This window comes from Paraburkholderia azotifigens (assembly GCF_007995085.1).
Classification (GTDB): domain Bacteria; phylum Pseudomonadota; class Gammaproteobacteria; order Burkholderiales; family Burkholderiaceae; genus Paraburkholderia; species Paraburkholderia azotifigens.
This window is the reverse complement of sequence record NZ_VOQS01000001.1, coordinates 1,803,302-1,828,420: the sequence shown is the minus strand read 5'-3', so window position 1 is coordinate 1,828,420 and position 25,119 is coordinate 1,803,302. Positions and strand designations below refer to the sequence as shown.

The window sequence follows — 25,119 nt, the reverse complement described above, 5'->3', positions numbered from 1 at the left end:
GTCATCGTGTTGACCTTTTCCCTGCTCGGCATGCAGGGCGCGTCGGCCTGCGAACATCATCACGATGTTTCGTCGAGTGCGGTACACGCGCAAGCCTTCTCGATGTATGCGGATGCGGCACATTGCGTTGCGTCGACGACTGAGCGCGATCGGAACCCGAGTTGTCAGCGCACGCATTCGCTGTGCTGCATGAGCGCGTGCGGCGTGCATTGCGGTGCGTTGCTGTCGAATGCCGGCGGGTCGGCGCGCGTTGCGTCGTCCCGGATGCCTACGGCCGATAGCGATGCGATGCGCGCGAGCGTCACGCGTGCGCCGCCCGTGCGTCCGCCGATCATTTGACGGGTTCGTGTCAGCGCTGCTTTTCCATGGGCAGCGCGCAAGCCGGCGACATGCGTCATGCTGTCGTCACACGATTCCATGCGTTCGCGTGCAACGGTTTGCCGCGCCGCATCAGCAAGGAAACCGATCCATGATTCGCAGGGACTTTCTCGCCCGTACCTTGGGCGTTGCCGTCGCGTCGCTTTTCGCACGCAATGTTTCCGCCCAGCATTCAATGCATGACATGCACGGTATGACTGATATGGATGACATGCCCGGCATGTCGTCGATGCATGCCGCCGGCAATCGTGCCGCGCACGCGGCGCCGACGCTCGCACCCGAAACAGCGATGCCCGCAGGCGCGCCGCTCGCCGCATTGCGCACGCTGCCGAACGAAAGTCGCGAGCCGGGTGTGTTCCGCACGACGCTTGTCGCGCAATCCATGCGCCGCCAGTTGACGCCGGGGCGTTCGACCGCGCTGTGGCTGTATGGCGATGCCGCGCACGGATCCATCGTCGGTCCGCTCATCGACGTGCGCGAAGGCGACACCGTCGAAATCCGCTTCGTCAACCATTTGCCGCAGCCATCGACGATTCACTGGCACGGTCTGCCCGTGCCGCCCGATCAGGACGGCAATCCGATGAACCCGGTCGCGCCCGGCGCGACGCAGGTCTACCGCTTCACCTTGCCGCCCGGCAGCGCGGGCACGTACTGGTATCACCCGCATCCGCACATGATGTCGTCGGAGCAGGTGTTTCGCGGGCTGGCCGGCCCGATCGTCGTGCGCGCTGCCGACGATCCCCTCGCCGCGTTTCCCGAGCGTCATCTGTTCTTCACGGACCTGAAGCTGGCAAGCGACGCGTCCATCGCGCCGAACGACATGATGGACTGGATGAACGGCCGCGAAGGGCAGTTCGTGCTGGTGAACGGCGCACGCCGGCCGCGCATCGAGGTCGCGCAGGATGAGCGCTGGCGTCTGTGGAATGGTTGCAATGCCCGTTATCTGAGATTGTCGCTGGGCGGGAACCGGACCTTCACGCAGGTCGGCACGGATGGCGGCCTGCTCGACAAGCCGCGCGACGGCCTGACGGAGCTGTTGCTCGCGCCGGGCGAGCGGGCGGAGATCATCGTGCGCGCCGGCACGCAGGCGTCGACGGCGGTCCTCACGGCGGCCACTTACGACCGCCGCAAGATGACGATGACGGAGGGAAAGAGCCTGCCCGCCGATCCGGCCAGGCCGCTCGCCGACGTGCGCTTCACGCCGTCACCGACGGCTGCATCGCGCGCCGTGCCGTCTGCGCTGCGGCCGATCGGCCCGCTGCTGTCATCCACTGACAACGCGGCGGACAAAGCGCCGCGAAAATCGGTCGTTTTCTCGGAAGCGATGGACATGTCGGCAATGCACCGTCCCGGCGCTACGATGTCGGCGTTGCCGCCCGGCATGCAGTTCATGATCAACGGCGCGAGTTTCGATGCGTCGCGCATCGCGCTGACCAGCCGGCGCGGCGAAGTCGAAATCTGGTCGATCGAAAACCGCACCGACATGGATCATCCGTTTCATCTGCACGGTACGCAGTTTCAGGTGATCGCAAGGGAGCGGGGCGGCGTCGCGGCGGCCGAGCCGTATCTCGCATGGCGGGATACCGTCAACGTGCAGCCGGGCGAAACGGTGCGCATCGCGACGGTGCAGCGCGACGCGGGCGAGCGGATGTTCCATTGCCACATACTGGAACACGAGGATCTCGGCATGATGGCGACCCTCAAGGTTGTCTGATTTCTGCCGTAGTTATCGTTAGAGGCATTGCCTGCGCCAGAAACGAAAAAACCCGGCATGAAGCCGGGTTTTCAAGGCTGCGGACCGAACGTATCAGGCTGCGGACTGAATGTTCGATGCCTGTTTGCCCTTCGGGCCTTGAACGACCTCGAAGCTAACCTTCTGGCCTTCCTTGAGGGTCTTGAAACCGTTCATCTGGATAGCCGAAAAGTGTGCAAACAGATCCTCACCGCCTTCGTCGGGCGTAATGAATCCGAAACCTTTTGCGTCGTTGAACCACTTGACCGTACCAGTTGCCATACCAACTTCCCCTGTAACTCAAAAGCTGCCACGAGCCCTCGAAAAGCTCAACGACCGCGGGATGCAGTCGTCCCTCCTCACAAGCTCACCAACGGCATTTTTTCGTATAGACCGCTTATTGAAAAAAGTGCCAGCTTGATTGTTGAGTCTCTTTATTCGAGTGTCAAGAAAATTTTGAGACGCTCATTTCTTCGTTGTAAAGAACCAATTTCCAGGGTTTTTCCCGCTTTTCTTATGTGCGGTGGCGCAAGCGGCGCGTCTTGAAAAGTCGCATAATCGACTCACATGCAGTGCAGCGGTGAGAAAGGGATCGCGCGATGGCGCGTCATCAGCCTGCTGGCCCGGGTTGTGCGATACTCGATCCGACTGCAGTCATCATGCTGCAACACAGATAGACCGGAGGGCCGCCGACCGCACGCGGCCCGGCGCAGAGCGCACCCGCGAGAGGCCGCTCCACAGGGCCGGAGGGAACCGATGTCCGGCCAGCAGGTCGGGTTTTGACAGGATTGCGGGCCTGTCCGAGTTGTTTAGAATGGGTGTATGGCGATTATCCCGGACAAGCAGGACAACACCGTACTGGAGCGGCAGGAACAAAAGCTGAAACCGCCTGCCATGTTCAAGGTGGTGCTGTTGAACGACGATTTCACGCCGATGGAATTCGTCGTGATGGTCGTGCAGGAGTATTTCAATAAAGATCGAGAGACCGCAACACAGATCATGTTGAAGGTCCATCGCGAAGGCAGGGGAGTTTGTGGGGTCTACACGCGGGACATCGCGTCGACCAAAGTCGAGCAAGTCGTTACCCACGCGCGGCAGGCAGGGCATCCGCTGCAGTGCGTGATGGAGGAAGCATGATTGCCCAGGAACTGGAAGTCAGCCTGCACATGGCGTTCATGGAAGCGCGCCAGGCGCGGCATGAGTTCATCACGGTCGAACATCTTTTGCTGGCGCTGTTGGACAATCCGACGGCGGCTGAAGTGCTGCGCGCGTGCGCGGCCAACATCGAAGACCTGCGTCAGAACCTGCGCAACTTCATTCACGACAATACGCCGACCGTTCCGGGCACTGACGACGTCGATACGCAGCCCACGCTGGGTTTCCAGCGTGTGATCCAGCGCGCGATCATGCACGTCCAGTCCACGTCGAACGGCAAGAAGGAAGTGACGGGCGCGAACGTGCTCGTGGCGATCTTCGGCGAGAAGGATTCGCACGCGGTGTATTACCTGCAGCAGCAGGGCGTGACGCGTCTGGACGTCGTCAATTTCATTTCGCACGGTATCGCGAAGACGAACAGTTCGGAAGCCGCGAAGTCGACCGACGCGAATGCGGAATCGGACGAAGCCGCCGCGCAGAAGGAAACGCCGCTTGCACAATTTACGCAGAACCTGAACCAGATGGCGAAGGACGGCCGCATCGATCCGTTGATCGGACGCGAGGCGGAAGTCGAACGCGTCGTGCAGGTGCTGTGCCGCCGGCGCAAGAACAATCCGTTGCTGGTCGGCGAGGCCGGCGTTGGCAAGACGGCGATCGCGGAAGGTCTCGCATGGCGCATCACGCGCGGCGAAGTGCCCGACATTCTCGTCGACGCGCAGGTGTATTCGCTGGATATGGGCGCGCTGCTCGCGGGCACCAAGTATCGCGGCGACTTTGAGCAGCGGCTCAAGACGGTTCTGAAGGAACTCAAGGAACGTCCGAACGCGATCCTGTTCATCGACGAAATCCATACGCTGATCGGCGCGGGCGCCGCATCGGGCGGCACGCTGGACGCGTCGAACCTGCTGAAGCCGGCGCTGTCGTCGGGCACGCTCAAGTGCATCGGCGCGACGACGTTCACCGAATTCCGCGGTATCTTCGAAAAAGACGCGGCGTTGTCGCGCCGTTTCCAGAAGATCGACGTGACCGAGCCGACCGTCGAGCAGACGGTGGCGATCCTGCGCGGCCTGAAGTCGCGCTTCGAAGAGCATCACGGCGTGAAGTATTCGTCGGGTGCACTGTCGGCGGCGGCTGAGCTGTCGGCGCGCTTCATCACGGATCGTCATCTGCCCGACAAGGCGATCGACGTGATCGACGAAGCTGGCGCGGCGCAACGCATCCTGCCGAAGTCGAAGCAGAAGAAGACCATCGGCAAGAGCGAGATCGAAGAGATCATCTCGAAGATCGCGCGCGTGCCGGCGCAAAGCGTGTCGCAGGATGATCGCAGCAAGCTGCAGACGCTCGACCGCGATCTGAAGGCCGTCGTGTTCGGCCAGGATCCCGCCATCGACGCACTGTCGGCTTCGATCAAGATGGCGCGCGCGGGCCTCGGCAAGACGGACAAGCCGATCGGCGCGTTCCTGTTCTCCGGCCCGACGGGCGTCGGCAAGACGGAAGTGGCGCGGCAGCTGGCGTTCACGCTGGGCATCGAGCTGATCCGCTTCGACATGTCGGAGTATATGGAGCGTCACGCGGTGAGCCGTCTGATCGGCGCGCCGCCGGGATATGTCGGTTTCGATCAGGGCGGTCTGCTAACGGAAGCCGTGACGAAGAAGCCGCATTGCGTGCTGCTGCTCGACGAAATCGAGAAAGCGCATCCGGACATCTACAACGTGCTGCTGCAGGTGATGGATCACGGCACGCTGACGGATAACAACGGCCGTAAGGCGGACTTCCGCAATGTCATCATCATCATGACGACGAATGCGGGCGCCGAGTCGATGCAGAAGTCGACGATCGGTTTCACGACGCGCCGCGAAACGGGCGACGAAATGGCCGACATCAAGCGCATGTTCACGCCTGAGTTCCGTAACCGTCTGGATGCGACGATCAGCTTCCGCTCGCTCGATGAAGAAATCATCATGCGTGTGGTCGACAAGTTCCTGATGCAGCTGGAAGACCAGTTGCACGAGAAGAAGGTCGACGCGCTGTTCACCGACGCGCTGCGCAAGCATCTCGCGAAGCACGGTTTCGATCCGCTGATGGGCGCACGTCCGATGCAGCGTCTGATCCAGGACACGATCCGTCGTGCGCTGGCCGACGAGCTGCTGTTCGGCAAGCTGATGAGCGGCGGCCGCGTGACGGTGGATGTCGACGCGGAAGACAAGATTCAGCTGACGTTCGACGAGAACTCGGCGCCGCCGCGCAATCCGAATCCGGAAGCGGTGGAAGTCGACTAAACGTCGAAGCATCCGAGGCATAAAAAACGGCGTGGGTTTTGCAACCCACGCCGTTTTTATTTGCCCATTCGGCCAGGTGGATGCGCCGAGCGGATTCTGAGCGATGCCTCAGTGTTTCCCCGTGCTGCCGAAGCCCCCTTCGCCGCGATCGCTCGAATCGAACTCGTCGACGATGTTGAACGTCGCCTGTACGACGGGAACGATCACCAGTTGCGCGAGACGCTCCATCGGATTCAACGTGAACGTGGTCGTGCCGCGGTTCCACGTCGAGATCATCAGCTGGCCCTGGTAGTCCGAGTCGATCAACCCGACCAGGTTACCCAGCACGATACCGTGCTTATGACCCATGCCCGAGCGCGGCAGAATCAGCGCCGCGTAACCGGGATCGGCGAGATGGATCGCGAGGCCGGTCGGCACGAGCGCCGTCTGGCCGGGTTCCAGCGTCAGCGGCGCGTCGAGACACGCGCGCAGATCGAGGCCCGCGCTGCCCGTCGTAGCGTAGGCGGGGAGTTGTTCACGCATGCGCGGATCGAGAATCTTCAGGTCGAGTTTCATGCAGTTCAGTGAGAGGTTGAAGGAATGGCGGCGCCCATCATGGCAGCAGGACACCGGATCGATTCATGACTTGCCGAGATCGAACGCCTCAGCCAGCAGTTGGTACGAACGCAGGCGCGCGTGATAGCTACCCGCAACGGTGAGCACGATCAGTTCGTCCGCGTCGAACTGTTCCTGCAGCGCGTGCAGCCGCTCCGTCACGGACTCCGGCGTGCCGATGATGCTGCGGGGCTTTTCCCGGTCGATGATCAGCCGCTCGCGCTCGCCGTACTCCTGCTCGAGCCCCTGCGCGACAGATGGCACCGGCGCGTTCAGTCCGTACGCCATCTGCACGCGGCGCAGATCGACGGCTTTTTCGAGGTCGGCGGCTTCCTGCTCCGTGTCCGCGCAGATCACGAACACGGCTGCCGCGAGATACGGCGTCTGCTCGTGCCCAGGCTTGAAGCGATCGCGATACGCATGCGCTACGGCGTGCCCGAAATGCGCATTGATGAAATGCGCGAATGAAAAGCGGATGCCCAATTGCGCGGCCAGCATGCCGCCGAAATCGCTGGAACCTAGCACCCATAGTTGCGGGCGCGTCTCGATCTGCGGCTGCAACAACACACCGTGCGCGAGATGATCGGACGGCAGCGTGCCGTTCATCAGCGCGACGAGTTCGGTCACCTGCTGCGGAAACAGTTCGCCGCGATTGTAGGCGCCCGCCGCGACGGCCTGCGCGGTACGCATGTCGCCACCCGGCGCGCGTCCGACGCCCAGATCGACGCGGTTCGGAAACAGCGCCTCGAGCATCATGAACTGCTCGGCGACCTTGAACGGGCTGTAGTACGGCAGCATGATGCCGCCCGAGCCGATGCGGATGCGCCGCGTCACGCTCCCGAGGTGCGCGAGCATCACTTCGGGGCACGGGTTCGACACGCCGTATAGCCCGTGATGTTCGGCGCACCAGTAGCGCGTGTAGCCGAGGTCGTCGGCGAGTTGCGCGAGTTCGACCGTCGCGGCGATCGCGTCGGCTACCGTATGCCCGTCGATCACGGGCGTCTGGTCGAGCACGGAAAGCAGAGTCATGACAGCACCAGAACGTTAACTGATGAATGGCATTCGAGCGTGATCGGGTACGCTGACAGCGAGCGCGATGCGCTCAACCCGTCACGCTCGCATCCGGCAGGCGCTTGGCGATTTCGGCGATCAGCGCGCGCGCGAGCGTCTGCTTGTCCGCGCGCGGCAGCCGCGTCGTGCCGGCGGCTTCGAACAGCACGACTTCGTTGTCGTCGAGCCCGAAGGTTTGCGGGCCCAGATTGCCGATCAGAAGCGGCACATTCTTGCGCTTGCGCTTCTCTTCGCCGTGTACGTCGAGATCGCCGCTTTCCGCCGCGAAGCCGACGCAGAACGGCGCTTTCGGCAGCTTCGCGACAGAAGCCAGAATGTCCGGATTCTCGACGAACGAAAACGAGGGAATCGCGTGATCGGCCGTCTTCTTGATCTTGTGCTCGGCGACGTGATCGACACGCCAGTCAGCGACAGCCGCTACGCCGATGAAAATGTCGTAGCCGGGCACCGCGCGCATCACGGCGTCGTGCATCTGCTGCGCCGTCTGCACGTCTTCGCGATAGACGCCCCATGGCGTGTCAAGTCCGACGGGGCCCGCGACGAGATGCACGTCGGCGCCCGCCTGCTGCGCGGCGCGCGCGAGCGCGAAGCCCATCTTGCCGCTCGAACGGTTCGTGATGCCGCGCACGGGGTCGAGCGGCTCGAACGTCGGGCCCGCCGTCAGCAACACGCGGCGGCCGGCCAGCGTCTTCGGCGTGAAGAATGCTGCGATCGCTTCGTAGACGGCTTCCGGCTCGAGCATGCGTCCGTCGCCGGTTTCGCCGCACGCCTGCGCGCCCGAATCGGGGCCGAGCAACTCGATGCCGTCCGCGCGCAGTTGCGCGACGTTGCGCTGTGTCGCCGGGTTCATCCACATCTGCCGGTTCATCGCCGGCACGACGAGCAGCGGGCAGTCGCGCGCGATGCACAGCGTGGACAGCAGGTCGTCGCACAGGCCATGTGCAAGCCTGGCGAGGAAATCGGTGGAGGCGGGGGCGATCACGATCGCGTCGGCTTCGCGCGACAGATCGATATGCGGCATGTTGTTCGCGATGCGCGCGTCCCACTGGCTCGTGTAGACAGGGCGGCCGGAGAGCGCCTGCATCGTGACGGGTGTGATGAACTGCGTCGCGGCTTCCGTCATCGCGATCTGGACAGTGGCGCCCGCTTTCACGAGAAGCCGCGTGAGTTCAGCGATCTTGTAGCAGGCGATCCCGCCTGTCATGCCGAGGACGATGTGTTTTCCGGCGAGTTCTGTGGCCAACTGATGCCTCCGACAAGACATGATGGCCGGCGCATCGGTGAAGCGCGCCGGCTTCGTACTGCAAGACTGCCAGGGCGCGGGCGCTGCGGCTCATCGCCGCGATGCCTGCGCTCACTACGCGGCCGTATGAATGCGCCGCGTTTGTTCTTATTTCAACGCGCGCCGCGCACGCGGCGCAGCTCGTCGAACACCAGCAATACCGCGCCGACGGTGATCGCGCTGTCAGCGAGATTGAACGCCGGCCAATGCCACGCGCCGACGTGGAAATCGAGGAAGTCGATCACGTGGCCGTACAGCAGGCGGTCGATCACGTTGCCGATCGCACCGCCCATGATCAGCGCGAGCGCCGTGCAGAACATCTTCTGATTGCCGTGACGCTTGAGCAGATAGCAGATCAAAATGGCCGCCGCGACGCCCAGTGCCGTGAACGCCCAGCGCTGCCAGCCGCCCGCCATCGCGAGGAAGCTGAACGCGGCGCCGCGGTTGTAGACGAGCACGAGGTTGAAGAATGGCGCGATGGCATGCGACGAGCCGTACGCGAACACCTTCGCCACCGCAATCTTCGTCAACTGGTCGAACAGGATCACAATGACCGCGACGCCCAGCCACGGCGCGAGCGAGCCGCCCGTCGATTTCGACAGCGTTCTGGACATTATGCCGCGCTCCTCGTTTCGCCGTTGCCGAACAGATTGCTGATGCAGCGGCCGCAGAGTGTCGGATGCTCGGCGTTTTCGCCCACTTCCTTGCGATAGTGCCAGCAGCGTTCGCACTTCAGATACTTCGACGTGATGACATCGACACCTTCTTCTTCGACGCTGTCCACCTTCACGACCGTCGCGCCCGACGTGATCAGCACGAACTTGAGGTCGGCGCCGAGGCTCGCGAGCGCATCGTGACGCGCGCCGCTCGCGCGGATTTCGACTTCCGCCTGCAGCGACGAGCCGATCTGGTTCCCGACGCGCGCTTCTTCCAGCGCCTTGGTCACGTCGCTGCGCACTGCGCGCAGCAGCGTCCATTTGTCGAGCAGCGTCGCCGCTTCCGGCACGTCCGGATACGCGTGATACGTCTCGGTGTAGATGGTTTCGCTTTGCGGCTGGAACACCTTCCAGGCTTCTTCGGCCGTGAACGACAGGAACGGCGCCATCAGACGCAGCAAACCGTGCGCGATGTGGTACAGCGCGGTCTGCGCGGAACGGCGTGCGTTCGAATCGGGCGCCGTCGTGTACAGACGGTCCTTCAGCACGTCGAGATAGAAGCCGCCCAGATCTTCAGAGCAGAACGTCTGCAGCTTCGCGACGACCGGGTGGAACTCGTAGCGGTCGTAGTGCGACAGGATGTCCGCCTGCAGATTCGCGGTCAGCGCGACGGCATAACGGTCGATTTCCAGCCAGTCGCTGACAGGGCGTGCATGCTTCCCGAAGTCGAAGTCCGAGAGGTTCGCGAGCAGGAAGCGCAGCGTGTTGCGGATGCGCCGATAGCTTTCCGTCACGCGCTTGAGAATTTCTTCGGAAATCGCCAGTTCGCCTGAGTAATCGGTCGACGCGATCCACAAGCGGATGATCTCCGCGCCCAGACGGTTCGATACCTCATGCGGATCGACGCCGTTGCCGAGCGACTTCGACATCTTGCGGCCTTCGCCGTCGACGGTGAAGCCGTGCGTGAGCAGCGCGTTGTACGGCGGACGGCCGTCGAGCATCGACGCCGTCAGCAGCGACGAATGGAACCAGCCGCGATGCTGGTCCGAGCCTTCCAGATAGAGGTCGGCCGGGAACTGCAGTTCGTCCTTGTGCGAGCCGCGCAGCACGTGCCAGTGCGTCGTGCCCGAATCGAACCACACGTCGAGCGTGTCGCGGTTCTTTTCGTACATGTTCGCGTCGTCGCCGATCAGCTCGCGCGGATCGAGCGTCTGCCATGCCTCGATGCCTGACACTTCAACGCGCTTCGCGACTTCTTCGAGCAGTTCCGGCGTGCGCGGATGGAGGTTGCCCGTTTCCTTGTGCACGAAGAATGCCATCGGCACGCCCCATTGGCGCTGACGCGACAGCGTCCAGTCGGGACGGTTCGCAATCATCGCGAAAAGACGCTGCTTTCCCCAGGACGGATAGAACGCCGTCGCCTCGATGCCTTCGAGCGCTGTTTCGCGCAGCGTCTTGTCGCTGTCGTTCGGCTTGATGTCCATGCCGGCGAACCACTGCGACGTGGCGCGGTAGATGATCGGCGTCTTGTGGCGCCAGCAGTGCATGTAGCTGTGCAGATACTTTTCGGTGCGCAGCAGCGTGCCCGCTTCGTCGAGCGCTTCAACGATCTTCGGATTCGCGTCCCAGATGGACAGGCCGCCGAACAGCGCGAGCGACTCGATGTAGCGGCCATCGCCCATCACGGGGCTGATGATGTCCGAGTCGGCCATGCCATGCGACTTGCACGAGATAAAGTCTTCGACGCCGTAAGCGGGCGACGAGTGAACGATGCCCGTACCCGTTTCCGTCGTCACGTAGTCGCCGAGATAGATGGGCGACGTGCGCTTGTAGCCGGGATGCGCGGACGCGAGCGGATGATTGAAGCGCAGATTGACGAGCTTCGCGCCGGGCGCCGTCGCGATCACGTTGCCTTCGACGCCGTACGACTTCAGGCAGGCCTCGACACGCTCTTCAGCGAGGATCAGCAGACCGCGCGGGGTATCGACCAGCGCGTAGACGATCTCGGGATGCAGGTTCAGCGCCTGGTTAGCGGGGATCGTCCACGGCGTGGTCGTCCAGATCACGACGCCGCCTTCGTTGCGCGGCAGCGCGGCGAGGCCGAAGGCCTGCGCCGTCTTCTCGGCTTCCGCGAACGTGAACATCACGTCGATGGTGGGATCGGTCTTGTCCTTGTACTCGACTTCCGCTTCCGCCAGCGCCGAGCCGCAGTCGAAACACCAGTTCACCGGCTTCAGGCCGCGGAACACATAGCCCTTTTCCATGATCTTCGCGAGCGCGCGGATTTCGCCGGCTTCGTTCGCGAAGTTCATCGTCTTGTACGGATTGTCCCAGTCGCCGAGCACGCCAAGACGGCGGAAGCCGGCCTTCTGCTTCTCGATCTGCTCGGTCGCGTAGGCGCGCGCCTTCTGCATCACTTCGGCGGCGGGCAGCGATTTGCCGAACTGTTTTTCGATCTGGATTTCGATCGGCATGCCATGGCAGTCCCAGCCCGGCACGTAGACGGCGTCGAAGCCCGCCAGGTTGCGCGCCTTGACGATCATGTCCTTCAGGATCTTGTTCACCGCGTGGCCGAGGTGGATGTCGCCGTTCGCATACGGCGGGCCGTCGTGCAGGATGAACTTCTTGCGGCCCTTCGAGGCGGCGCGGATCTTCTCGTAGATCTTGCGTTCCTGCCAGTCCTTGACCCATTGCGGCTCGCGCCTGGGCAGGTCGCCACGCATCGGGAAGGGCGTGTCCAGCAGGTTGACGGGATATCGGGCCTGCGGTTTCGAATCGGCTTTCTTGTTGCTCATGGTGAGGTAGCGGTGAATACGATGTTGGGGCGCGGCATGCGCAAAGGCCTGAGTGGCGCCGGGCGACGCGTCTGCCGATGCGCCCGGCGTCGCGCACGATGCGAGGCCGTTGCAGATGCTGCGGCGGCGCCCGTCAATGCGCTTCGGACGGTACGTGTTTCGCGCCAGGCGCCTGCACGTACCGCGGCGGTCATCTAATTCGATCGGTGGCCGACGTGGCGAAACCGGTGGAACGGCTGCCCGGCGCGTCGCCGATCGCTTCGAACCAGGCGCGGGCATTCGTGACGTCGCGCGCGATCGCGGCCGTCAACGTTTCGAGATCGACGAACTTTTCCTCGTCGCGCAGCTTCTTGAGAAACTCGACGCGCACCAGCTTGCCATACGCGTCGCCGTGCCAGTCGAGCAGATGCACTTCGAGCAGCACGCGGCCGGAATCGTCGACGGTGGGACGCAAGCCGAGGCTCGCGACGCCCGGCAGCGGCTTGTCGTCGATACCGTGCACCTGCACGATGAAAATGCCCGACAGCGCGGGACGCTTGTGCGCGATGGGGAGATTCAGCGTGGGAAAACCGAGATCGCGGCCGAGCTTCAGGCCGTGCACGACATGGCCGCTGATCAGATAGTCGCGGCCGAGCGCGGCGCGTGCCGAGTCGAGGTCGCCCGCGATCAGCGCCATGCGCACGCCGGAACTGGAAATGCGTGCGCCCGACGGGTCGGCGACGGTCGCCATCTGCTCGACTTCGAAACCATACGATTCGCCCGCCGTTTTCAGCGAGTTGAAATCGCCCGCTCGCTTCGCGCCGTAGCGGAAGTCGTCGCCGATCAGCACCCAGCGCGCGTGCAGGCCGTTGACGAGGATCCGTTCGACGAACGCGTCCGGCGACTGGCTCGCGAACGTGTGATTGAAATGCTCGACCACCACGCGGTCGACGCCGTTCATGCGCAGCGCTTCGAGCTTGTCGCGCAACATGGCGATGCGCGGCGGCGCGCTGGCGGGATTGAAGAACTCGCGCGGATGCGGCTCGAAGGTCATCACGCAGACGGGCAGGCCGCGCGCATCGGCGGCGGCGCGGACGCGGGCGAGCAACGCCTGATGTCCGCGGTGGACACCGTCGAAGTTGCCGATGGTCAGTGCGCACGGCGCACGGCTCTCGGCATTGGGAAGACCGCGGAAGACTCTCACGATAGCGGGCGATGGATTTGAGCGGGCCGGATGCCGCAAAACAATCGATTATAAACGCACGGGGCCACCGACGGCGCCGCCGCGCGGATCGTGGCATGGCCGAATGATAAAATCCGCGGATGAAAAATCTCGTCATTCTGATTTCCGGACGGGGCAGCAACATGGAAGCCATCGTGCGCGCGTGCGCGAGCGAAGGCTGGCCGGCGCGTGTCGCCGCCGTGATTGCCAACCGTCCCGACGCCGCCGGGCTTGCGTTTGCGGCGTCGCAAGGCATTGCTGTGGCCGTCGTCGACCACCGCCAGTTTCCTGACCGCGAAAGCTTCGACGCCGCGCTCGCGCGCGAGATCGATGCCTTTTCGCCCGATCTCGTCGTGCTCGCCGGCTTCATGCGCGTGCTGACCGATGGTTTCGTCAACCGATATGCGGGCCGTATGATCAACGTGCACCCGTCGTTGCTGCCGAGCTTCCCGGGCCTCAAGACGCACCAGTCGGCGCTCGACGCGGGCGTGCGGCTGCATGGCGCGTCCGTGCATTTCGTCACGCCGACGCTCGATCACGGCCCCATCGTGCTGCAATCTGCCGTGCCCGTGCTGGCCGGCGACGACGCCGCGACGCTCGCGGCGCGCGTGCTCGAAACCGAACATCTGATTTACCCGCGCGCAGTGCGCTGGTTCGTCGAAGGGCGCCTCGCCATCGACGGCCTGCGCGTCACCGTGACGCCGCCCGAGCCGCAGTGGCTCTTCATCGACACAACAAGCCAGAACACCGCCGGGGAGGGCGCATGAGACTGCATGGATTTCTGATTGGACAAACCGAGACTCTGCTCGCGGAAGTCCTTAAGTTCACCGGCCCTGCCGATGCCGCGACCAGCCGCTTTTTCCGCGCGCATCCGAAGCTCGGGCACGGCGAGCGCGGTGTGATTGCGGAAGCCGTCTTCGCGGTGCTGCGTCGCCGGATGGAATTTTCGCATCTGGCAGAAAGCGGCTCGGGTAATCCGAACCGGCGCCTTGCGCTGCTCGGACTGATGCAGACGGCGGGCCGCACGGCGCTGAAGCCGTTTGTGTCCGAGGCGGAGAACGCCTGGCTCGAGCATGTCTCGAAGATCGATCCTGAGAGCCTGCCGCTGCGCATCCGCATGAACCTGCCCGACTGGATCTACCAGGCGCTCAGCAACCGCTTCGAGGCCGAGGAAATCGCCCATCTGGCCGCCGCGCTGAACTATCCGGCGCCGCTCGATCTGCGCGCCAATCCGATCAAGGCAAGCCGCGACGACGTGCTGGGCGTACTGTCGAAGGCGGGCATTGAAGCTGGCGCGACGCCGTACGCGCCGCTCGGCATCCGCGTAGTCGGCAAGCCGCCGCTCACGAAGCTGGACGCGTTCCAGGACGGCTGGCTCGAAGTGCAGGACGAAGGCAGCCAGCTGCTGTGCACGCTGGTCGCGCCCAAGCGCGGCGAGATGATCGTCGATTTCTGCGCGGGCGCGGGCGGCAAGACGCTGGCGCTCGGCGCGGCGATGCGCTCGACGGGCCGTCTCTACGCGTTCGACATCTCTGACCGGCGACTCGCCAAGCTCAAGCCGCGCCTTGCGCGCAGCGGCCTGTCGAACGTGAACCCGGTGCTGATCGACAGTGAACACGACGCGAAGATCAAGCGGCTTGCGGGCAAGATCGATCGCGTGCTGGTCGACGCGCCGTGCAGCGGCCTTGGCACGTTGCGCCGCAATCCCGATCTGAAATGGCGCCAGTCGCCGGAGTCGATCGCCGAACTGACGCCGAAGCAGCTGTCCATCCTGACGAGCGCCGCGCGCCTCGTGAAGAAGGGCGGCCGTCTCGTGTACGCGACCTGCAGCATTCTCGACGCCGAGAACGAAGGCGTCGTGAAGCAGTTTCTCGCCGATCATCCCGATTTCGAACTCGTGCCCGCGCGCGACGTGCTCGCCGAGCAGCGCGTCGAACTTGAAATGGGCGACTTCCTGTCGCTGTGGCCGCACCGTCATTCGACGGACGGTTTCTTCGCGGCCGTGCTGGAGCGCCGCGGCTAGGGGCGTCACGCCAATGGGCCGCCTTCGCGCGGCCGGGTCGGCGCGCGCCTCGTGATGAACGGAAGACGTGCCGGCTGCTGGGAACATCATGCAAAACCATCTCTTCTTCCACACGCTGGGCGACGTCGTGCGCGATTTCGGCCAGCCCGTGATCCTGTGGCAGGTCGGCGTGCTGCTCGGCACGCTGGCGCTCGCGTGGCTGTTTGCACGCCTTGCGCGGCGCGCGCTCGATGCGCAGCGCGAAACCCGTTACGGCGCGCTGCGTGTCGGCGCGGAAGCGCTCAATCGCGCGCTCTTTCCGCTGCTCGGCGGCGTGCTCGTGTGGATCGCGCGGGCGATCGCCGGGCAGTTCATCCACACGTCCCTGCTCGATCTCGCGCTGGTGCCGCTGTTCGGCATCGGGCTGATCTACATCGTGTTCTATCTCGCGCGGCGCGTGTTCGGGCGCGACGGCAGCACGCATACGTGGCTGTCGCTGGTCGAGAAGGTCGTGTCGCTGATCGTCTGGGTCGGCATGGTGCTGACCGTGATGGGCATTCAGAACGACGTGCTCAAGTGGATGGCGAGCGTGCAGTTCCGCCTTGCCAATACACATGTGACGCTGCTGTCGCTGTTGTCCGGGCTGCTTTGGGTGTGCGTGACGATGATCGTCGCGATGTGGCTCGGCGCGGCGCTCGAAGACCGGCTGATGCGCTCGGACGCGCTGGACGCGAACCTGAAAGTGGTCCTGTCGCGCGTCGGCCGTGCGCTGCTGATTCTCGCTGCGATCCTGATCAGTCTGTCGCTGGTCGGCATCGACATCACGGTGCTCGGCGTGTTCGGCGGCGCGCTCGGCGTGGGGCTCGGCTTCGGCTTGCAGAAGATCGCGAGCAACTACGTGTCGGGCTTCATCATCCTGATCGACCGGTCGCTGCGGATCGGCGACACGATCAACGTGAGCGGTTTGCAAGGCATGGTCACGCAGATCCGCACGCGCTATACCGTCGTGCGCGGGCTCGACGGAATCGAAACGCTGATTCCGAACGAAAAACTGATCACCGATGTCGTTCAGAACCAGTCGTCGTATCTGACGCGCGGCAACGCCAAGGCGACGGTCCAGATTGCCTATTCGACGGACGTCGAGAAAGCGATGGCTTTGCTGGTCGAAGCGACGGCGGGCGTCGAGCGCGTGCTCCAGGAACCGGCGCCGACGCCGTATCTGGCGGGCTTCGGCCCGGATGGCATCAATCTGGAACTGGGTTACTGGATCCAGGACGCGGCAACGGGCACGTCGGGCGTGCGCTCGAACGTCAACCGCAACATCTGGCGGCTTTTCAAGGAAAACGGCATCGCGATTCCCTATGCGCAGCGCGAAGTGCGCATCGTCGCGGGCAATAGCGACATCATGTCGCAGGCGGTAAGCGTGACTGGACGCGCCGCGAACGAACCGGGCAGCGCAGCCTGAACGGGCCTTCGCGGGCTCGAAAATCGTCGTTTCGACCCTCAGATAGCGCGCATCCAGTTGATGCAGCACAACAATTTCCTTTTTTGTTACAGACACTTGGAACCGTTCGCGTAGAATAACGTCCAAAATCGTTGATTGCTTTCACTTTCTTGACATCCGCCGTTGTATCCTTGCGCGAATGTCTTCCGTTCCTAGGTAAATGGCCTTGTTGAATTCCCTGCTTGATTTCCTTGCCCACGGCGCATTGCGTTTTTCGTGGTGGCAAATCGTGTTGTGGACGCTCGCCGTCACGCACGTGACGATTATCGGCGTCACTGTCTATCTGCACCGCTGCCAGGCGCACCGCGCGCTGGATCTGCATCCCATCGCCAGCCACTTCTTCCGCTTCTGGCTGTGGATGAGCACGGGCATGCTGACGGGCCAGTGGGCCGCGATTCACCGCAAGCACCACGCGAAGTGCGAGACGGAAGAAGATCCGCACAGCCCGCAGACGCGCGGAATCTGGAAGGTGCTGCTCGAGGGCGCCGAACTCTATCGCACCGAAGCGAAGAACGAAGAAACGATGCGCAAGTTCAGCCACGGCACGCCGAATGACTGGGTCGAGCGCAACGTGTACACGAAGTACCCGATCCTCGGTGTGAGTCTGATGATGGTCGTCGACGTCGCGCTGTTCGGCATCGTCGGTCTGAGCGTGTGGGCCGTGCAGATGATCTGGATTCCGTTTTGGGCCGCGGGCGTTGTGAATGGTCTCGGACACTTCTGGGGCTATCGCAACTTCAACTCGTCGGATGCGAGCACGAATCTGTTCCCGTGGGGCATCATCATTGGCGGTGAAGAACTGCACAACAACCACCACACGTATGCGACGTCCGCGAAGCTGTCGAACAAGTGGTACGAGTTCGATATCGGCTGGATGTACATCCGCATCATGTCGGCGTTCCGTCTCGCCAAGGTAAAGAAGATCGCGCCGACGCCGCGTCTGACCACAGGCAAGCTCGTGCTCGATCAGGACACGCTGCAGGCCGTGCTGGCGAACCGCTATGAGGTGATGGCTCGTTACGCGAAGGCGATCAAGCGCGCATACCGCCAGGAGTTGGCGCATCTGAAGGAAGTGGGCGCACGCGAGAAATATCAGGTGATGCGTGGCGCGCGCACCTGGTTCCACAAGGAAGAAGCCGGTCTCGACGAACCGCAGCGCCTGCAGCTGCCGCAGATTTTCGCGAACAGCCAGAAATTGCGCACTTATATCGAGTTGCGCAATGAACTCGCGGCGATGTGGGAACGTTCGAATGCATCGCGCGAACAACTGCTGGTTCAATTGCAAGATTGGTGTCACCGCGCAGAACAAAGCGGCATCAAGGCTCTGCAGGAATTTGCGATGCGCCTGCGGCGCTACGCCTGATTCGCGACGAAATCTATTAAACTTTCGTTACGTCACAAAACCCCGCGTTGGCGGGGTTTTTCTTTTTGGGCCGCTGAAATCGGTTCGTTGAATCGGCGCGGCGATCAGCAGGGCAGAGGAGATCATGAATCAGGCGATCAGGAGCGTCGAGTACGACCGTCCGCAAGGCGCGGCCTGCAGCATCGGCCAGGCTTGGGCGAAAGTGCCCGATGCGCCGTCAACGCAGGAACGGCTCGCGTTGAAGGAGCGTATTCGTAGCTTGCTCAAGCGCGAGAAAGCGGTGCTTGTCGCGCACTACTACGTCGACGCTGAGTTGCAGGAGCTGGCGGACGAGACGGGCGGCTGTGTGGCCGATTCACTTGAAATGGCACGCTTCGGACGTGATCACGACGCACAGACGCTGGTGGTCGCCGGCGTGCGCTTCATGGGTGAGACAGCGAAGATTCTTAGTCCGAACAAGCGCATTCTGATGCCCGATCTGGACGCGACCTGTTCGCTCGATCTCGGCTGCCCCGTCGATGAGTTTTCCGCATTCTGCGACGCGCATCCGGATCGCACGGTCGTCGTGTACGCGAATACGAGTGCGGCAGTGAAGGCGCGAGCGGACTGGATGGTGACGTCGTCGATCGGACTGGAAATCGTTGCCGATCTTCACGCGCGTGGCGAAAAAATCATCTGGGCGCCAGATCGTCATCTTGGTGGATATATCCAGAAAAAGACGGGTGCCGACATGCTGCTCTGGCAAGGCTCCTGTCTCGTTCATGATGAGTTCAAAGGCGTCGAACTCGATTTGGTGCGCGCCGAGTATCCGGACGCGAAAGTGCTCGTGCATCCGGAGTCGCCCGAGAGCGTGGTAGCGCAGGCCGACGTGGTTGGCTCGACAACGCAACTGATCGACGCGGCGAAGAACAGCAGCGCGACGCACTTCATTGTCGCGACCGATCTGGGCATTCTGCACAAGATGCGTCTCGCAGCGCCCGGCAAGACCTTCATCGAAGCGCCCACGGCCGGCAACAGCGCGACGTGCAAGAGTTGTGCGCATTGCCCGTGGATGGCGATGAACGGGCTGCGCAATCTGGCTGACGTGCTCGAGCGTGGCCACAACCAGATCTTCGTCGATCCGGCGATTGGCGAGCGCGCGCGTCTGCCGATCGACCGTATGCTCGATTTCGCTGCGCGTCACAAGAAGCGCGTGCAGGCGAGCGGCGATCTCGCGCGCGATACCGCGCTGTTCTCGAACATTGGAGCGGCTTGATGGGCGCGAGCGAACAACGGGAGTTGAAGGACGCCGTCTCGCCGCTTTTTGCGGAAATACAGCAGCAGTATGGCGAAGCGTTCGCGGCGGCGATCGCCCGTAATGTCGCCGATGCGCTTGCGGAAGACGTCGGCGGCGGAGATCTGACGGGCCTGCTCGTTCCCGCCGACGAGATGCGCGAAGCGCGCATTATCGTGCGTGAAGAGGCGGTGCTCTGCGGCGTGCCGTGGTTCAATGAAGTCATGCGTCGTGTCGATCCGCGCATTGAAGTGCAATGGCGTTATCGCGAAGGCGAGCGCATGGCGCCGGATTCGGTGGTGTGCACATTGCGTGGTCCGGCGCGCTCGCTGCTGACGGCCGAGCGTAACGGGCTCAACTTCCTGCAGATGCTGTCGGGCGTTGCGAGCGTGACGCGCGAGTTCGCTGACGCAATCGCGCATACCCGCGCCCGCGTACTCGATACGCGCAAAACGCTGCCCGGTTTGCGACTCGCCCAGAAGTACGCGGTGCGCGTGGGTGGTGGCGCGAATCAGCGCCTCGCACTCTATGACGGCATTCTGATCAAGGAAAATCACATCGCGGCGGCAGGCGGTGTCGGTGCGGCGATGCAGGCGGCGCTTGCGCTGAACGCGGGTGTGTCGATCCAGATCGAAGTCGAAACCCTCGAACAGCTCGAATCGGCGCTCGCTCACGGCGCGCAGTCGATTCTGCTCGACAACTTCTCATTCGACATGATGCGCGACGCCGTACGCATTACGGCGGGGCGAGCGGTACTCGAAGTGTCCGGTGGGGTGAACTTCGATACGATCCGGCAGATCGCGGAGACGGGCGTCGACCGCGTGTCGGTGGGCTCGCTGACGAAGGATGTGCGAGCGACTGATTTCTCGATGCGCATTGTCTGATCGGATCGTGTGACCGTTCAAGGAAAAGGCCATCGCCAGTCTGACTGACGATGGCCTTTTTCAATGTGCAGCGCCAAGCGCGCGTTACACGTTCCGGTTGGGCACGCGTTCCGGTGAAAGCACGGTTGGCAGCGCTTTCGGCAACGCGTTCGGCCAATCGCGGCTGTAGTGCAGGCCGCGACTTTCACGCCGCGAACGCGCGCCATCCACGATCAGCGAAGCCACATCGACGAGATTGCGCAGTTCGAGCAGATCGCGATTGACCTTGAAGTTCGCGTAGTACTCGTGGATTTCGTCGCGCAGCAGCGCGAGCCGATGCTTCGCACGAGCCAGCCGCTTGTCCGTGCGCACGATGCCCACGTAATTCCACATCAGGCGACGCAGTTCGTCCCAGTTATGCGCGACGACCACTTCCTCATCGGGATCGGACACGCGGCTCTCGTCCCAATCGGGCAGCGGCGCATGCACGGCAGCGCCGAAGCCTTCCTGTTCGATCGCCTGCGCCGCCGACCGGCCGATGACCAGACATTCCAGCAGCGAGTTGCTGGCGAGCCGGTTCGCGCCGTGCAGACCCGTGCACGATGTTTCGCCGACAGCGTAGAGTCCGGCCAGATCAGTCCGTCCCGCGAGGTCCGTCACAACGCCGCCGCAGGTGTAGTGCGCGGCGGGCACGACAGGAATCGGCTCCTTCGTAATATCGATGCCGAACTCCAGGCAACGCGCAAGAATGGTTGGGAAATGCTCGCGCAGGAACTCAGGCGACTGATGGCTGATGTCGAGATACACGCAGTCGATACCGCGCTTCTTGATCTCGAAGTCGATCGCACGGGCAACGATATCGCGCGGCGCCAGTTCGGCGCGTTCGTCGTGCGAGGGCATAAAGCGCGTGCCGTCCGGCAGCTTAAGAATTCCGCCTTCGCCTCTCACAGCTTCCGAGATCAGGAAGGACTTGGCGTACGGATGGAACAGACACGTCGGATGAAACTGGATGAACTCCATGTTCGAGACGCGGCAGCCGGCCCGCCAGGCCATCGCGATGCCATCGCCCGTCGCGGTATCGGGGTTCGTCGTGTAGAGGTAGACCTTGCCCGCGCCGCCCGTTGCAAGGACGGTATGCGGCGCTTCGATCGTGACAGTGCGTCCGCTTGCCAGATCGAGCGCGTATAACCCGTGACAACGGCGGCCCGGCAAGCCGAGGCGGTCGGAGGTGATCAGGTCGATCGCGTAGTGATCTTCGAGCAATGTGATGTTCGGATGCTGCCGCACGCGCTCGCTCAGTGTCGCGACGACGGCATGGCCTGTCGCGTCTGCTGCGTGAATGATGCGCCGATGGCTATGGCCGCCTTCGCGTGTCAGGTGGAAGCCGAGTTCGGCGGCATCGTCTTTCGTGAACGGCACGCCCTGATCGATCAGCCACTGGATCGCCTCGCGGCCATGTTCGACGATGAAGCGCGTCGCAGCTTCATCACACAAGCCGCCGCCCGCGATCAGCGTGTCTGCGACGTGGTTCTCGACGCTATCCGCCGAGTCGAGCACGGCCGCAATGCCGCCTTGCGCCCAGTCGCTTGCGCCCTCGGTCAGCGACCGCTTGGCGATCACGGCGACGCGCCGCGTCTGCGCGAGATTCAGTGCGACACTCAAACCGGCCAGGCCGCTGCCGACAATCGCTACATCGAAATTCATCTCCTCTCTCCGTCGTTTTGCGCGGCTGGTGCAGCGAACGCCGTCTCAGCCTTTCGATTGGGAAACCGAAGAGCATACGCGTTGCGGCCTGCGAGGAAAAGCAGACCGAACGGTGTAGTCTGTTGCGCACGTCGGAGGAAATGGCGATAAGGCCTTGGTGATGCGACGCCGGGGACGAAAAACAAAAAGCCCCGCAGAAGCGGGGCTTTTCGTCGTCAACAGGCCGAAAACGAGATTACTTGATCTTCGTTTCCTTGTACGCCACATGCTTGCGAGCGACGGGATCGAACTTCATGATCTCCATCTTTTCCGGCATGTTGCGCTTGTTCTTCGTCGTGGTGTAGAAGTGACCCGTACCTGCGGTCGATTCCAGCTTGATCTTGTCGCGTGCGCCCTTGGCCATGATTTACTCCTTAGGCTTCGCCACGTGCGCGCAGATCAGCGAGCACGGAGTCGATACCGTTTTTGTCGATCAGGCGCAGGCCGGCGTTCGAAACGCGCAGGCGCACCCAACGGTTTTCGCTTTCAACCCAGAAACGGCGGTTTTGCAGATTCGGGAGAAAACGACGCTTGGTCTTGTTGTTCGCGTGGGAAACGTTGTTGCCGCTCATCGGCGCTTTCCCAGTTACTTGGCATACGCGTGCCATGAGAGCACTCCTAATACGCTAATTCTGAGTTCGAACGCCGTGAAGTTTCCCGGGAAAACATGAGGACCGAGCCGTAGCCGACTTGAATCGCGTGCTTTCCGAGAAGGCCTTGTGGCTTCGGAACAGGGGTTGGAAAGAGGCAAACCGAAATAGTAGCAGAAAAAGCGCCGAAAAATCAAACCTTATTTGCGACGGTTGGGCGGCCAGCAACGCGGCACCCTTCGCGCTGAGCGCATTTCATGTCGCAGTGGCTGCGATTCAAGGCCATCCGGCGCGGGCGAAGGAAAACGTATCGTTCGCGCCGATCACCAGATGATCGATCAGCTGCACGTCGATCAGTGCCAGGGTGTCGCGCAGCACGCGTGTCAGCTGGCGGTCGCTGGCGCTCGGCTTGACGGCGCCGGACGGGTGATTATGCGCGACGATCAAACTCGCCGCATTGACGGACAGGGCGCGCCTTACGATTTCGCGTGGGTAGACAGCCATGCGCGTGAGTGAGCCGCGCGAGTTTTCCTCCGAGCGAATCAGGCGGTGTCGCGTATCCAGAAACAGGCAGATGAACACCTCATAAGGCCGGGCGCCGATCAGCAGCCGCAAGTAGTCTTCGACGGCTTCGGGCGAATCGATCAGCGGACGCTCGCGCATCTTTTCGGCCAGTGCGCGCCGGGCCATTTCCATGATGGCCAGGAATTGCGCGCGTTTGGCCGGGCCGACGCCGCGCAAGCCGTCGAAATCTTCGGGCGTTCCATCGAGCATCGCGCGCAGCGAGCCGAAGCGCTGCAGCAGCGAGCGCGCGACATCGAAGACATTGTGTCCGGGCAGCCCCGAGCCGAGCACGAGCGCGACGAGTTCGGTGTCGGACAGGGCGGCGGGACCCGCGTCGAGCAGGCGCTCGCGCGGCATGTCGCGGGTCGGCCACGCAGGCGGGGGCGGCGTATCGGGGATTTTTCCGCTTCGGTGAGCGGGATGACTATCGTGTCGTTCATGGCAACGTCCTTCAAAATTCGGATGAAGCGGCGACGACGCGCCGCGCAGCAACGTTCCAGCCGGCTCGGGATATGTGGCTTACAATAGAGCCTTTGCGCACGGCACCCCCGGCCTCGCACGGGCCCCCGCCATGCGCGCGACCCGCGCCGCAGCGTTCAAGCGCCGCGCGCCACGACCGAACGAGTACCGCATGAGCATCATCGACATCTCCGAAGTGAAACCCGGTTCGCACGTCACGCTTCACTACCGGCTTTCACTTCCCGATGGCGCCGAGATCGTCAGCACCTTCAACGACAAACCCGCCACGCTGCTGCTGGGCGCGGGCCAGTTGGCTCCGCCGCTGGAAGACATTCTGCTGGGATTGAAGGTGGGTCACCATTCCACCTTTCAGCTAGAGCCGGGTCAGGCATTCGGCCCGCGCAATCCGGAACTGATCCAGCGCGTGTCGCTCGCCACGCTGCGAGAAAACAGCATGATCGGTGAGGATTTTTCTCCCGGCGATCTCGTCGAATTCAATGCACCGGGCGGTGGACGTTACGCCGGCGTGCTGAAAGAGGTCGGCGAAACCTCGGCTCTCTTCGATTTCAACCATCCGCTCGCCGGCCAGGCGCTGACGTTCGAAGTAAAAATCATCGGGATCCTGTAAACATGAGCATCACGGACACGACTCTCGCCGAAGCTGAAATCCTGCTTGCGCAGCCGCGCGGATTTTGCGCCGGCGTCGATCGGGCGATCGAGATCGTCGAACGCGCCATCAAGCTGTACGGTTCGCCGATCTACGTGCGTCACGAAATCGTTCATAACGCGTATGTCGTCGAAGACCTGCGCAAGAAGGGCGCGATCTTCATCGAGCAACTGGAAGAAGTGCCGGCGGGCAGCACGGTGATTTTCAGTGCGCATGGCGTGTCGAAGGCCGTGCGCGCCGAAGCCGAGGAGCGCGGCCTGCGCGTGTACGACGCGACGTGTCCGCTCGTCACCAAGGTGCACATCGAAGTCGCGAAGATGCGCGCGGAAGGCTTCGACATCGTGATGATCGGCCACAAGGGGCATCCTGAAGTGGAAGGCACGATGGGGCAGACGGGCGAGGGCATGTATCTCGTCGAAGATATCGACGACGTGCAGGCGCTGCAGCTGGCCGATCCCGACCGTATCGCTTACGTCACGCAGACTACCTTGTCCGTCGACGACGCCGCGCAGATCATCGCCGCGCTGAAGGCGAAGTTTCCGAACATCAAGGAACCGAAGAAGCAGGACATCTGCTACGCGACGCAAAACCGCCAGGACGCCGTCAAGTTCATGGCGCCGCAGTGCGATGTGGTGATTGTCGTCGGCAGCCCGAACAGCTCGAACTCCAACCGTCTGCGCGAACTGGCCGAAAAGCTCGGCGTGCCTTCCTACATGGTGGACTCGCCGGATCAGATCGATCCCGCATGGGTCGCTGACAAGCGTCGCATCGGCGTGACGGCAGGCGCGTCGGCGCCCGAGGCGCTGGCTCAGGCCGTCATTGGCCGTTTGCGCGAACTGGGCGTGCGCAACGTGCGCGCGCTCGAAGGCATCGAGGAAAACATCGCGTTTCCGCTGCCGCGCGGGCTCGGCTTGCCTGCCTGACGACCTGTCCCCATCGAAAAAGCGC

The 25,119-nt window shown here is 63.0% G+C and carries 23 protein-coding genes; 11 read left to right on the top strand and 12 right to left on the bottom strand.

Translation table 11 applies throughout. The annotated features are described in order from the left end of the window. Window positions 1-164 precede the first annotated feature (164 nt). Window positions 165-335, bottom strand: a complete 171-nt coding sequence (locus FRZ40_RS44690) for a hypothetical protein (protein WP_158646991.1) — start codon at window positions 333-335, stop codon at window positions 165-167. 134 nt (window positions 336-469) lie between these two features. Between FRZ40_RS44690 and FRZ40_RS08125 the strand changes: the two genes are divergently transcribed. After that, the gene (locus tag FRZ40_RS08125) at window positions 470-2,092 is read left to right on the top strand and encodes a multicopper oxidase family protein (RefSeq protein ID WP_147233823.1); all 1,623 of its coding nucleotides are present in this window, start codon (window positions 470-472) and stop codon (window positions 2,090-2,092) included. A 93-nt stretch (window positions 2,093-2,185) separates the two neighbouring features. Here the strand turns inward: FRZ40_RS08125 and cspD are convergent, their stop codons facing one another. After that, complete coding sequence (cspD, locus tag FRZ40_RS08120) at window positions 2,186-2,392, bottom strand: cold shock domain-containing protein CspD (protein WP_007586257.1); 207 nt, start codon at window positions 2,390-2,392, stop codon at window positions 2,186-2,188. A 540-nt stretch (window positions 2,393-2,932) separates the two neighbouring features. Here cspD and clpS point away from each other — a divergent pair. Further along, window positions 2,933-3,247, top strand: a complete 315-nt coding sequence (clpS, locus tag FRZ40_RS08115; protein WP_028368427.1) for an ATP-dependent Clp protease adapter ClpS — start codon at window positions 2,933-2,935, stop codon at window positions 3,245-3,247. Further along, complete coding sequence (gene clpA, locus FRZ40_RS08110; protein ID WP_028368426.1) at window positions 3,244-5,544, top strand: ATP-dependent Clp protease ATP-binding subunit ClpA; 2,301 nt, start codon at window positions 3,244-3,246, stop codon at window positions 5,542-5,544. The genes clpS and clpA overlap by 4 nt, the downstream gene beginning before the upstream one ends. Before the next feature lie 108 nt (window positions 5,545-5,652). Here clpA and dut read toward each other — a convergent pair whose 3' ends face one another. From dut to FRZ40_RS08080, 6 genes are all read right to left on the bottom strand, one after another. Continuing rightward, window positions 5,653-6,099 carry a dUTP diphosphatase gene (dut, locus tag FRZ40_RS08105; RefSeq protein WP_028368425.1) on the bottom strand — a complete coding sequence of 149 codons (447 nt, stop codon included), beginning with the start codon at window positions 6,097-6,099 and terminating at the stop codon, window positions 5,653-5,655. 63 nt (window positions 6,100-6,162) lie between these two features. Next, entirely contained in the window at window positions 6,163-7,167 is a 1,005-nt protein-coding gene (locus FRZ40_RS08100; protein ID WP_147233822.1) for an LLM class flavin-dependent oxidoreductase, read from the bottom strand. 73 nt (window positions 7,168-7,240) lie between these two features. After that, window positions 7,241-8,473, bottom strand: coding sequence for a bifunctional phosphopantothenoylcysteine decarboxylase/phosphopantothenate--cysteine ligase CoaBC (gene coaBC / locus FRZ40_RS08095; protein WP_420873850.1), 1,233 nt, complete (start codon window positions 8,471-8,473; stop codon window positions 7,241-7,243). Window positions 8,474-8,604: 131 nt separating this feature from the next. After that, on the bottom strand, window positions 8,605-9,105 hold the full coding sequence (gene lspA / locus FRZ40_RS08090) for a signal peptidase II (protein ID WP_147233820.1): 501 nt from the start codon (window positions 9,103-9,105) through the stop codon (window positions 8,605-8,607). Beyond that, the gene (gene ileS, locus FRZ40_RS08085) at window positions 9,105-11,942 is read right to left on the bottom strand and encodes an isoleucine--tRNA ligase (RefSeq protein ID WP_147233819.1); all 2,838 of its coding nucleotides are present in this window, start codon (window positions 11,940-11,942) and stop codon (window positions 9,105-9,107) included. The genes lspA and ileS overlap by 1 nt, the downstream gene beginning before the upstream one ends. A 190-nt stretch (window positions 11,943-12,132) precedes the next feature. Beyond that, window positions 12,133-13,125, bottom strand: coding sequence for a bifunctional riboflavin kinase/FAD synthetase (locus FRZ40_RS08080; RefSeq protein WP_147233818.1), 993 nt, complete (start codon window positions 13,123-13,125; stop codon window positions 12,133-12,135). Window positions 13,126-13,244: 119 nt separating this feature from the next. Here FRZ40_RS08080 and purN point away from each other — a divergent pair, with 119 nt between their 5' ends. The 6 genes from purN to nadC all read left to right on the top strand — a co-directional run bounded on the left by purN (window position 13,245) and on the right by nadC (window position 20,169). Beyond that, window positions 13,245-13,910, top strand: coding sequence for a phosphoribosylglycinamide formyltransferase (purN, locus tag FRZ40_RS08075; RefSeq protein WP_147233817.1), 666 nt, complete (start codon window positions 13,245-13,247; stop codon window positions 13,908-13,910). Next, entirely contained in the window at window positions 13,907-15,166 is a 1,260-nt protein-coding gene (locus tag FRZ40_RS08070) for an RsmB/NOP family class I SAM-dependent RNA methyltransferase (protein WP_147233816.1), read from the top strand. Before purN ends, FRZ40_RS08070 begins: the two co-directional genes overlap by 4 nt. 88 nt (window positions 15,167-15,254) lie before the next feature. Further along, a complete protein-coding gene (locus FRZ40_RS08065) occupies window positions 15,255-16,610 on the top strand; it encodes a mechanosensitive ion channel family protein (protein ID WP_028368417.1) in 1,356 nt (451 codons plus the stop codon). A 205-nt stretch (window positions 16,611-16,815) separates the two neighbouring features. Beyond that, window positions 16,816-18,012 carry a DesA family fatty acid desaturase gene (locus FRZ40_RS08060; RefSeq protein ID WP_028368416.1) on the top strand — a complete coding sequence of 399 codons (1,197 nt, stop codon included), beginning with the start codon at window positions 16,816-16,818 and terminating at the stop codon, window positions 18,010-18,012. A 124-nt stretch (window positions 18,013-18,136) separates the two neighbouring features. Then, on the top strand, window positions 18,137-19,267 hold the full coding sequence (gene nadA, locus FRZ40_RS08055) for a quinolinate synthase NadA (protein WP_028368415.1): 1,131 nt from the start codon (window positions 18,137-18,139) through the stop codon (window positions 19,265-19,267). Beyond that, on the top strand, window positions 19,267-20,169 hold the full coding sequence (nadC, locus tag FRZ40_RS08050) for a carboxylating nicotinate-nucleotide diphosphorylase (protein WP_147233815.1): 903 nt from the start codon (window positions 19,267-19,269) through the stop codon (window positions 20,167-20,169). Before nadA ends, nadC begins: the two co-directional genes overlap by 1 nt. An 84-nt stretch (window positions 20,170-20,253) precedes the next feature. On the opposite strand, the gene nadB is transcribed toward nadC, so the two are convergent. From nadB to radC, 4 genes are all read right to left on the bottom strand, one after another. Beyond that, window positions 20,254-21,852: an L-aspartate oxidase gene (gene nadB / locus FRZ40_RS08045; protein WP_028368413.1), complete on the bottom strand. Its 1,599-nt coding sequence runs from the start codon at window positions 21,850-21,852 to the stop codon at window positions 20,254-20,256. A gap of 235 nt (window positions 21,853-22,087) precedes the next feature. Further along, entirely contained in the window at window positions 22,088-22,255 is a 168-nt protein-coding gene (gene rpmG, locus FRZ40_RS08040) for a 50S ribosomal protein L33 (protein WP_004185395.1), read from the bottom strand. 10 nt (window positions 22,256-22,265) lie between these two features. Beyond that, window positions 22,266-22,499 carry a 50S ribosomal protein L28 gene (gene rpmB, locus FRZ40_RS08035; protein ID WP_004186391.1) on the bottom strand — a complete coding sequence of 78 codons (234 nt, stop codon included), beginning with the start codon at window positions 22,497-22,499 and terminating at the stop codon, window positions 22,266-22,268. Window positions 22,500-22,757: 258 nt separating this feature from the next. Further along, window positions 22,758-23,444: a RadC family protein gene (radC, locus tag FRZ40_RS08030; protein WP_147234792.1), complete on the bottom strand. Its 687-nt coding sequence runs from the start codon at window positions 23,442-23,444 to the stop codon at window positions 22,758-22,760. A 232-nt stretch (window positions 23,445-23,676) separates the two neighbouring features. On the opposite strand from radC, the gene FRZ40_RS08025 reads away from it, so the two are divergent. After that, on the top strand, window positions 23,677-24,132 hold the full coding sequence (locus tag FRZ40_RS08025; protein ID WP_028368411.1) for an FKBP-type peptidyl-prolyl cis-trans isomerase: 456 nt from the start codon (window positions 23,677-23,679) through the stop codon (window positions 24,130-24,132). 2 nt (window positions 24,133-24,134) lie between these two features. Then, on the top strand, window positions 24,135-25,094 hold the full coding sequence (gene ispH / locus FRZ40_RS08020; RefSeq protein ID WP_028368410.1) for a 4-hydroxy-3-methylbut-2-enyl diphosphate reductase: 960 nt from the start codon (window positions 24,135-24,137) through the stop codon (window positions 25,092-25,094). Window positions 25,095-25,119: the final 25 nt, after the last annotated feature.

Bases quoted from the DNA above. Each gene is read 5' to 3' on its own strand.
- rpmG (WP_004185395.1), bottom strand. From the start codon at position 22,255: ATGGCCAAGGGCGCACGCGACAAGATCAAGCTGGAATCGACCGCAGGT.
- nadC (WP_147233815.1), top strand. From the start codon at position 19,267: ATGGGCGCGAGCGAACAACGGGAGTTGAAGGACGCCGTCTCGCCGCTT.
- lspA (WP_147233820.1), bottom strand. From the start codon at position 9,105: ATGTCCAGAACGCTGTCGAAATCGACGGGCGGCTCGCTCGCGCCGTGG.
- nadA (WP_028368415.1), top strand. From the start codon at position 18,137: ATGAATCAGGCGATCAGGAGCGTCGAGTACGACCGTCCGCAAGGCGCG.
- ispH (WP_028368410.1), top strand. From the start codon at position 24,135: ATGAGCATCACGGACACGACTCTCGCCGAAGCTGAAATCCTGCTTGCG.
- FRZ40_RS44690 (WP_158646991.1), bottom strand. From the start codon at position 335: ATGATCGGCGGACGCACGGGCGGCGCACGCGTGACGCTCGCGCGCATC.
- ileS (WP_147233819.1), bottom strand. From the start codon at position 11,942: ATGAGCAACAAGAAAGCCGATTCGAAACCGCAGGCCCGATATCCCGTC.
- FRZ40_RS08070 (WP_147233816.1), top strand. From the start codon at position 13,907: ATGAGACTGCATGGATTTCTGATTGGACAAACCGAGACTCTGCTCGCG.
- FRZ40_RS08125 (WP_147233823.1), top strand. From the start codon at position 470: ATGATTCGCAGGGACTTTCTCGCCCGTACCTTGGGCGTTGCCGTCGCG.
- clpS (WP_028368427.1), top strand. From the start codon at position 2,933: ATGGCGATTATCCCGGACAAGCAGGACAACACCGTACTGGAGCGGCAG.
- FRZ40_RS08100 (WP_147233822.1), bottom strand. From the start codon at position 7,167: ATGACTCTGCTTTCCGTGCTCGACCAGACGCCCGTGATCGACGGGCAT.
- purN (WP_147233817.1), top strand. From the start codon at position 13,245: ATGAAAAATCTCGTCATTCTGATTTCCGGACGGGGCAGCAACATGGAA.
- nadB (WP_028368413.1), bottom strand. From the start codon at position 21,852: ATGAATTTCGATGTAGCGATTGTCGGCAGCGGCCTGGCCGGTTTGAGT.
- FRZ40_RS08025 (WP_028368411.1), top strand. From the start codon at position 23,677: ATGAGCATCATCGACATCTCCGAAGTGAAACCCGGTTCGCACGTCACG.
- rpmB (WP_004186391.1), bottom strand. From the start codon at position 22,499: ATGGCACGCGTATGCCAAGTAACTGGGAAAGCGCCGATGAGCGGCAAC.
- dut (WP_028368425.1), bottom strand. From the start codon at position 6,099: ATGAAACTCGACCTGAAGATTCTCGATCCGCGCATGCGTGAACAACTC.
- coaBC (WP_420873850.1), bottom strand. From the start codon at position 8,473: ATGTCTTGTCGGAGGCATCAGTTGGCCACAGAACTCGCCGGAAAACAC.
- clpA (WP_028368426.1), top strand. From the start codon at position 3,244: ATGATTGCCCAGGAACTGGAAGTCAGCCTGCACATGGCGTTCATGGAA.
- FRZ40_RS08065 (WP_028368417.1), top strand. From the start codon at position 15,255: ATGCAAAACCATCTCTTCTTCCACACGCTGGGCGACGTCGTGCGCGAT.
- cspD (WP_007586257.1), bottom strand. From the start codon at position 2,392: ATGGCAACTGGTACGGTCAAGTGGTTCAACGACGCAAAAGGTTTCGGA.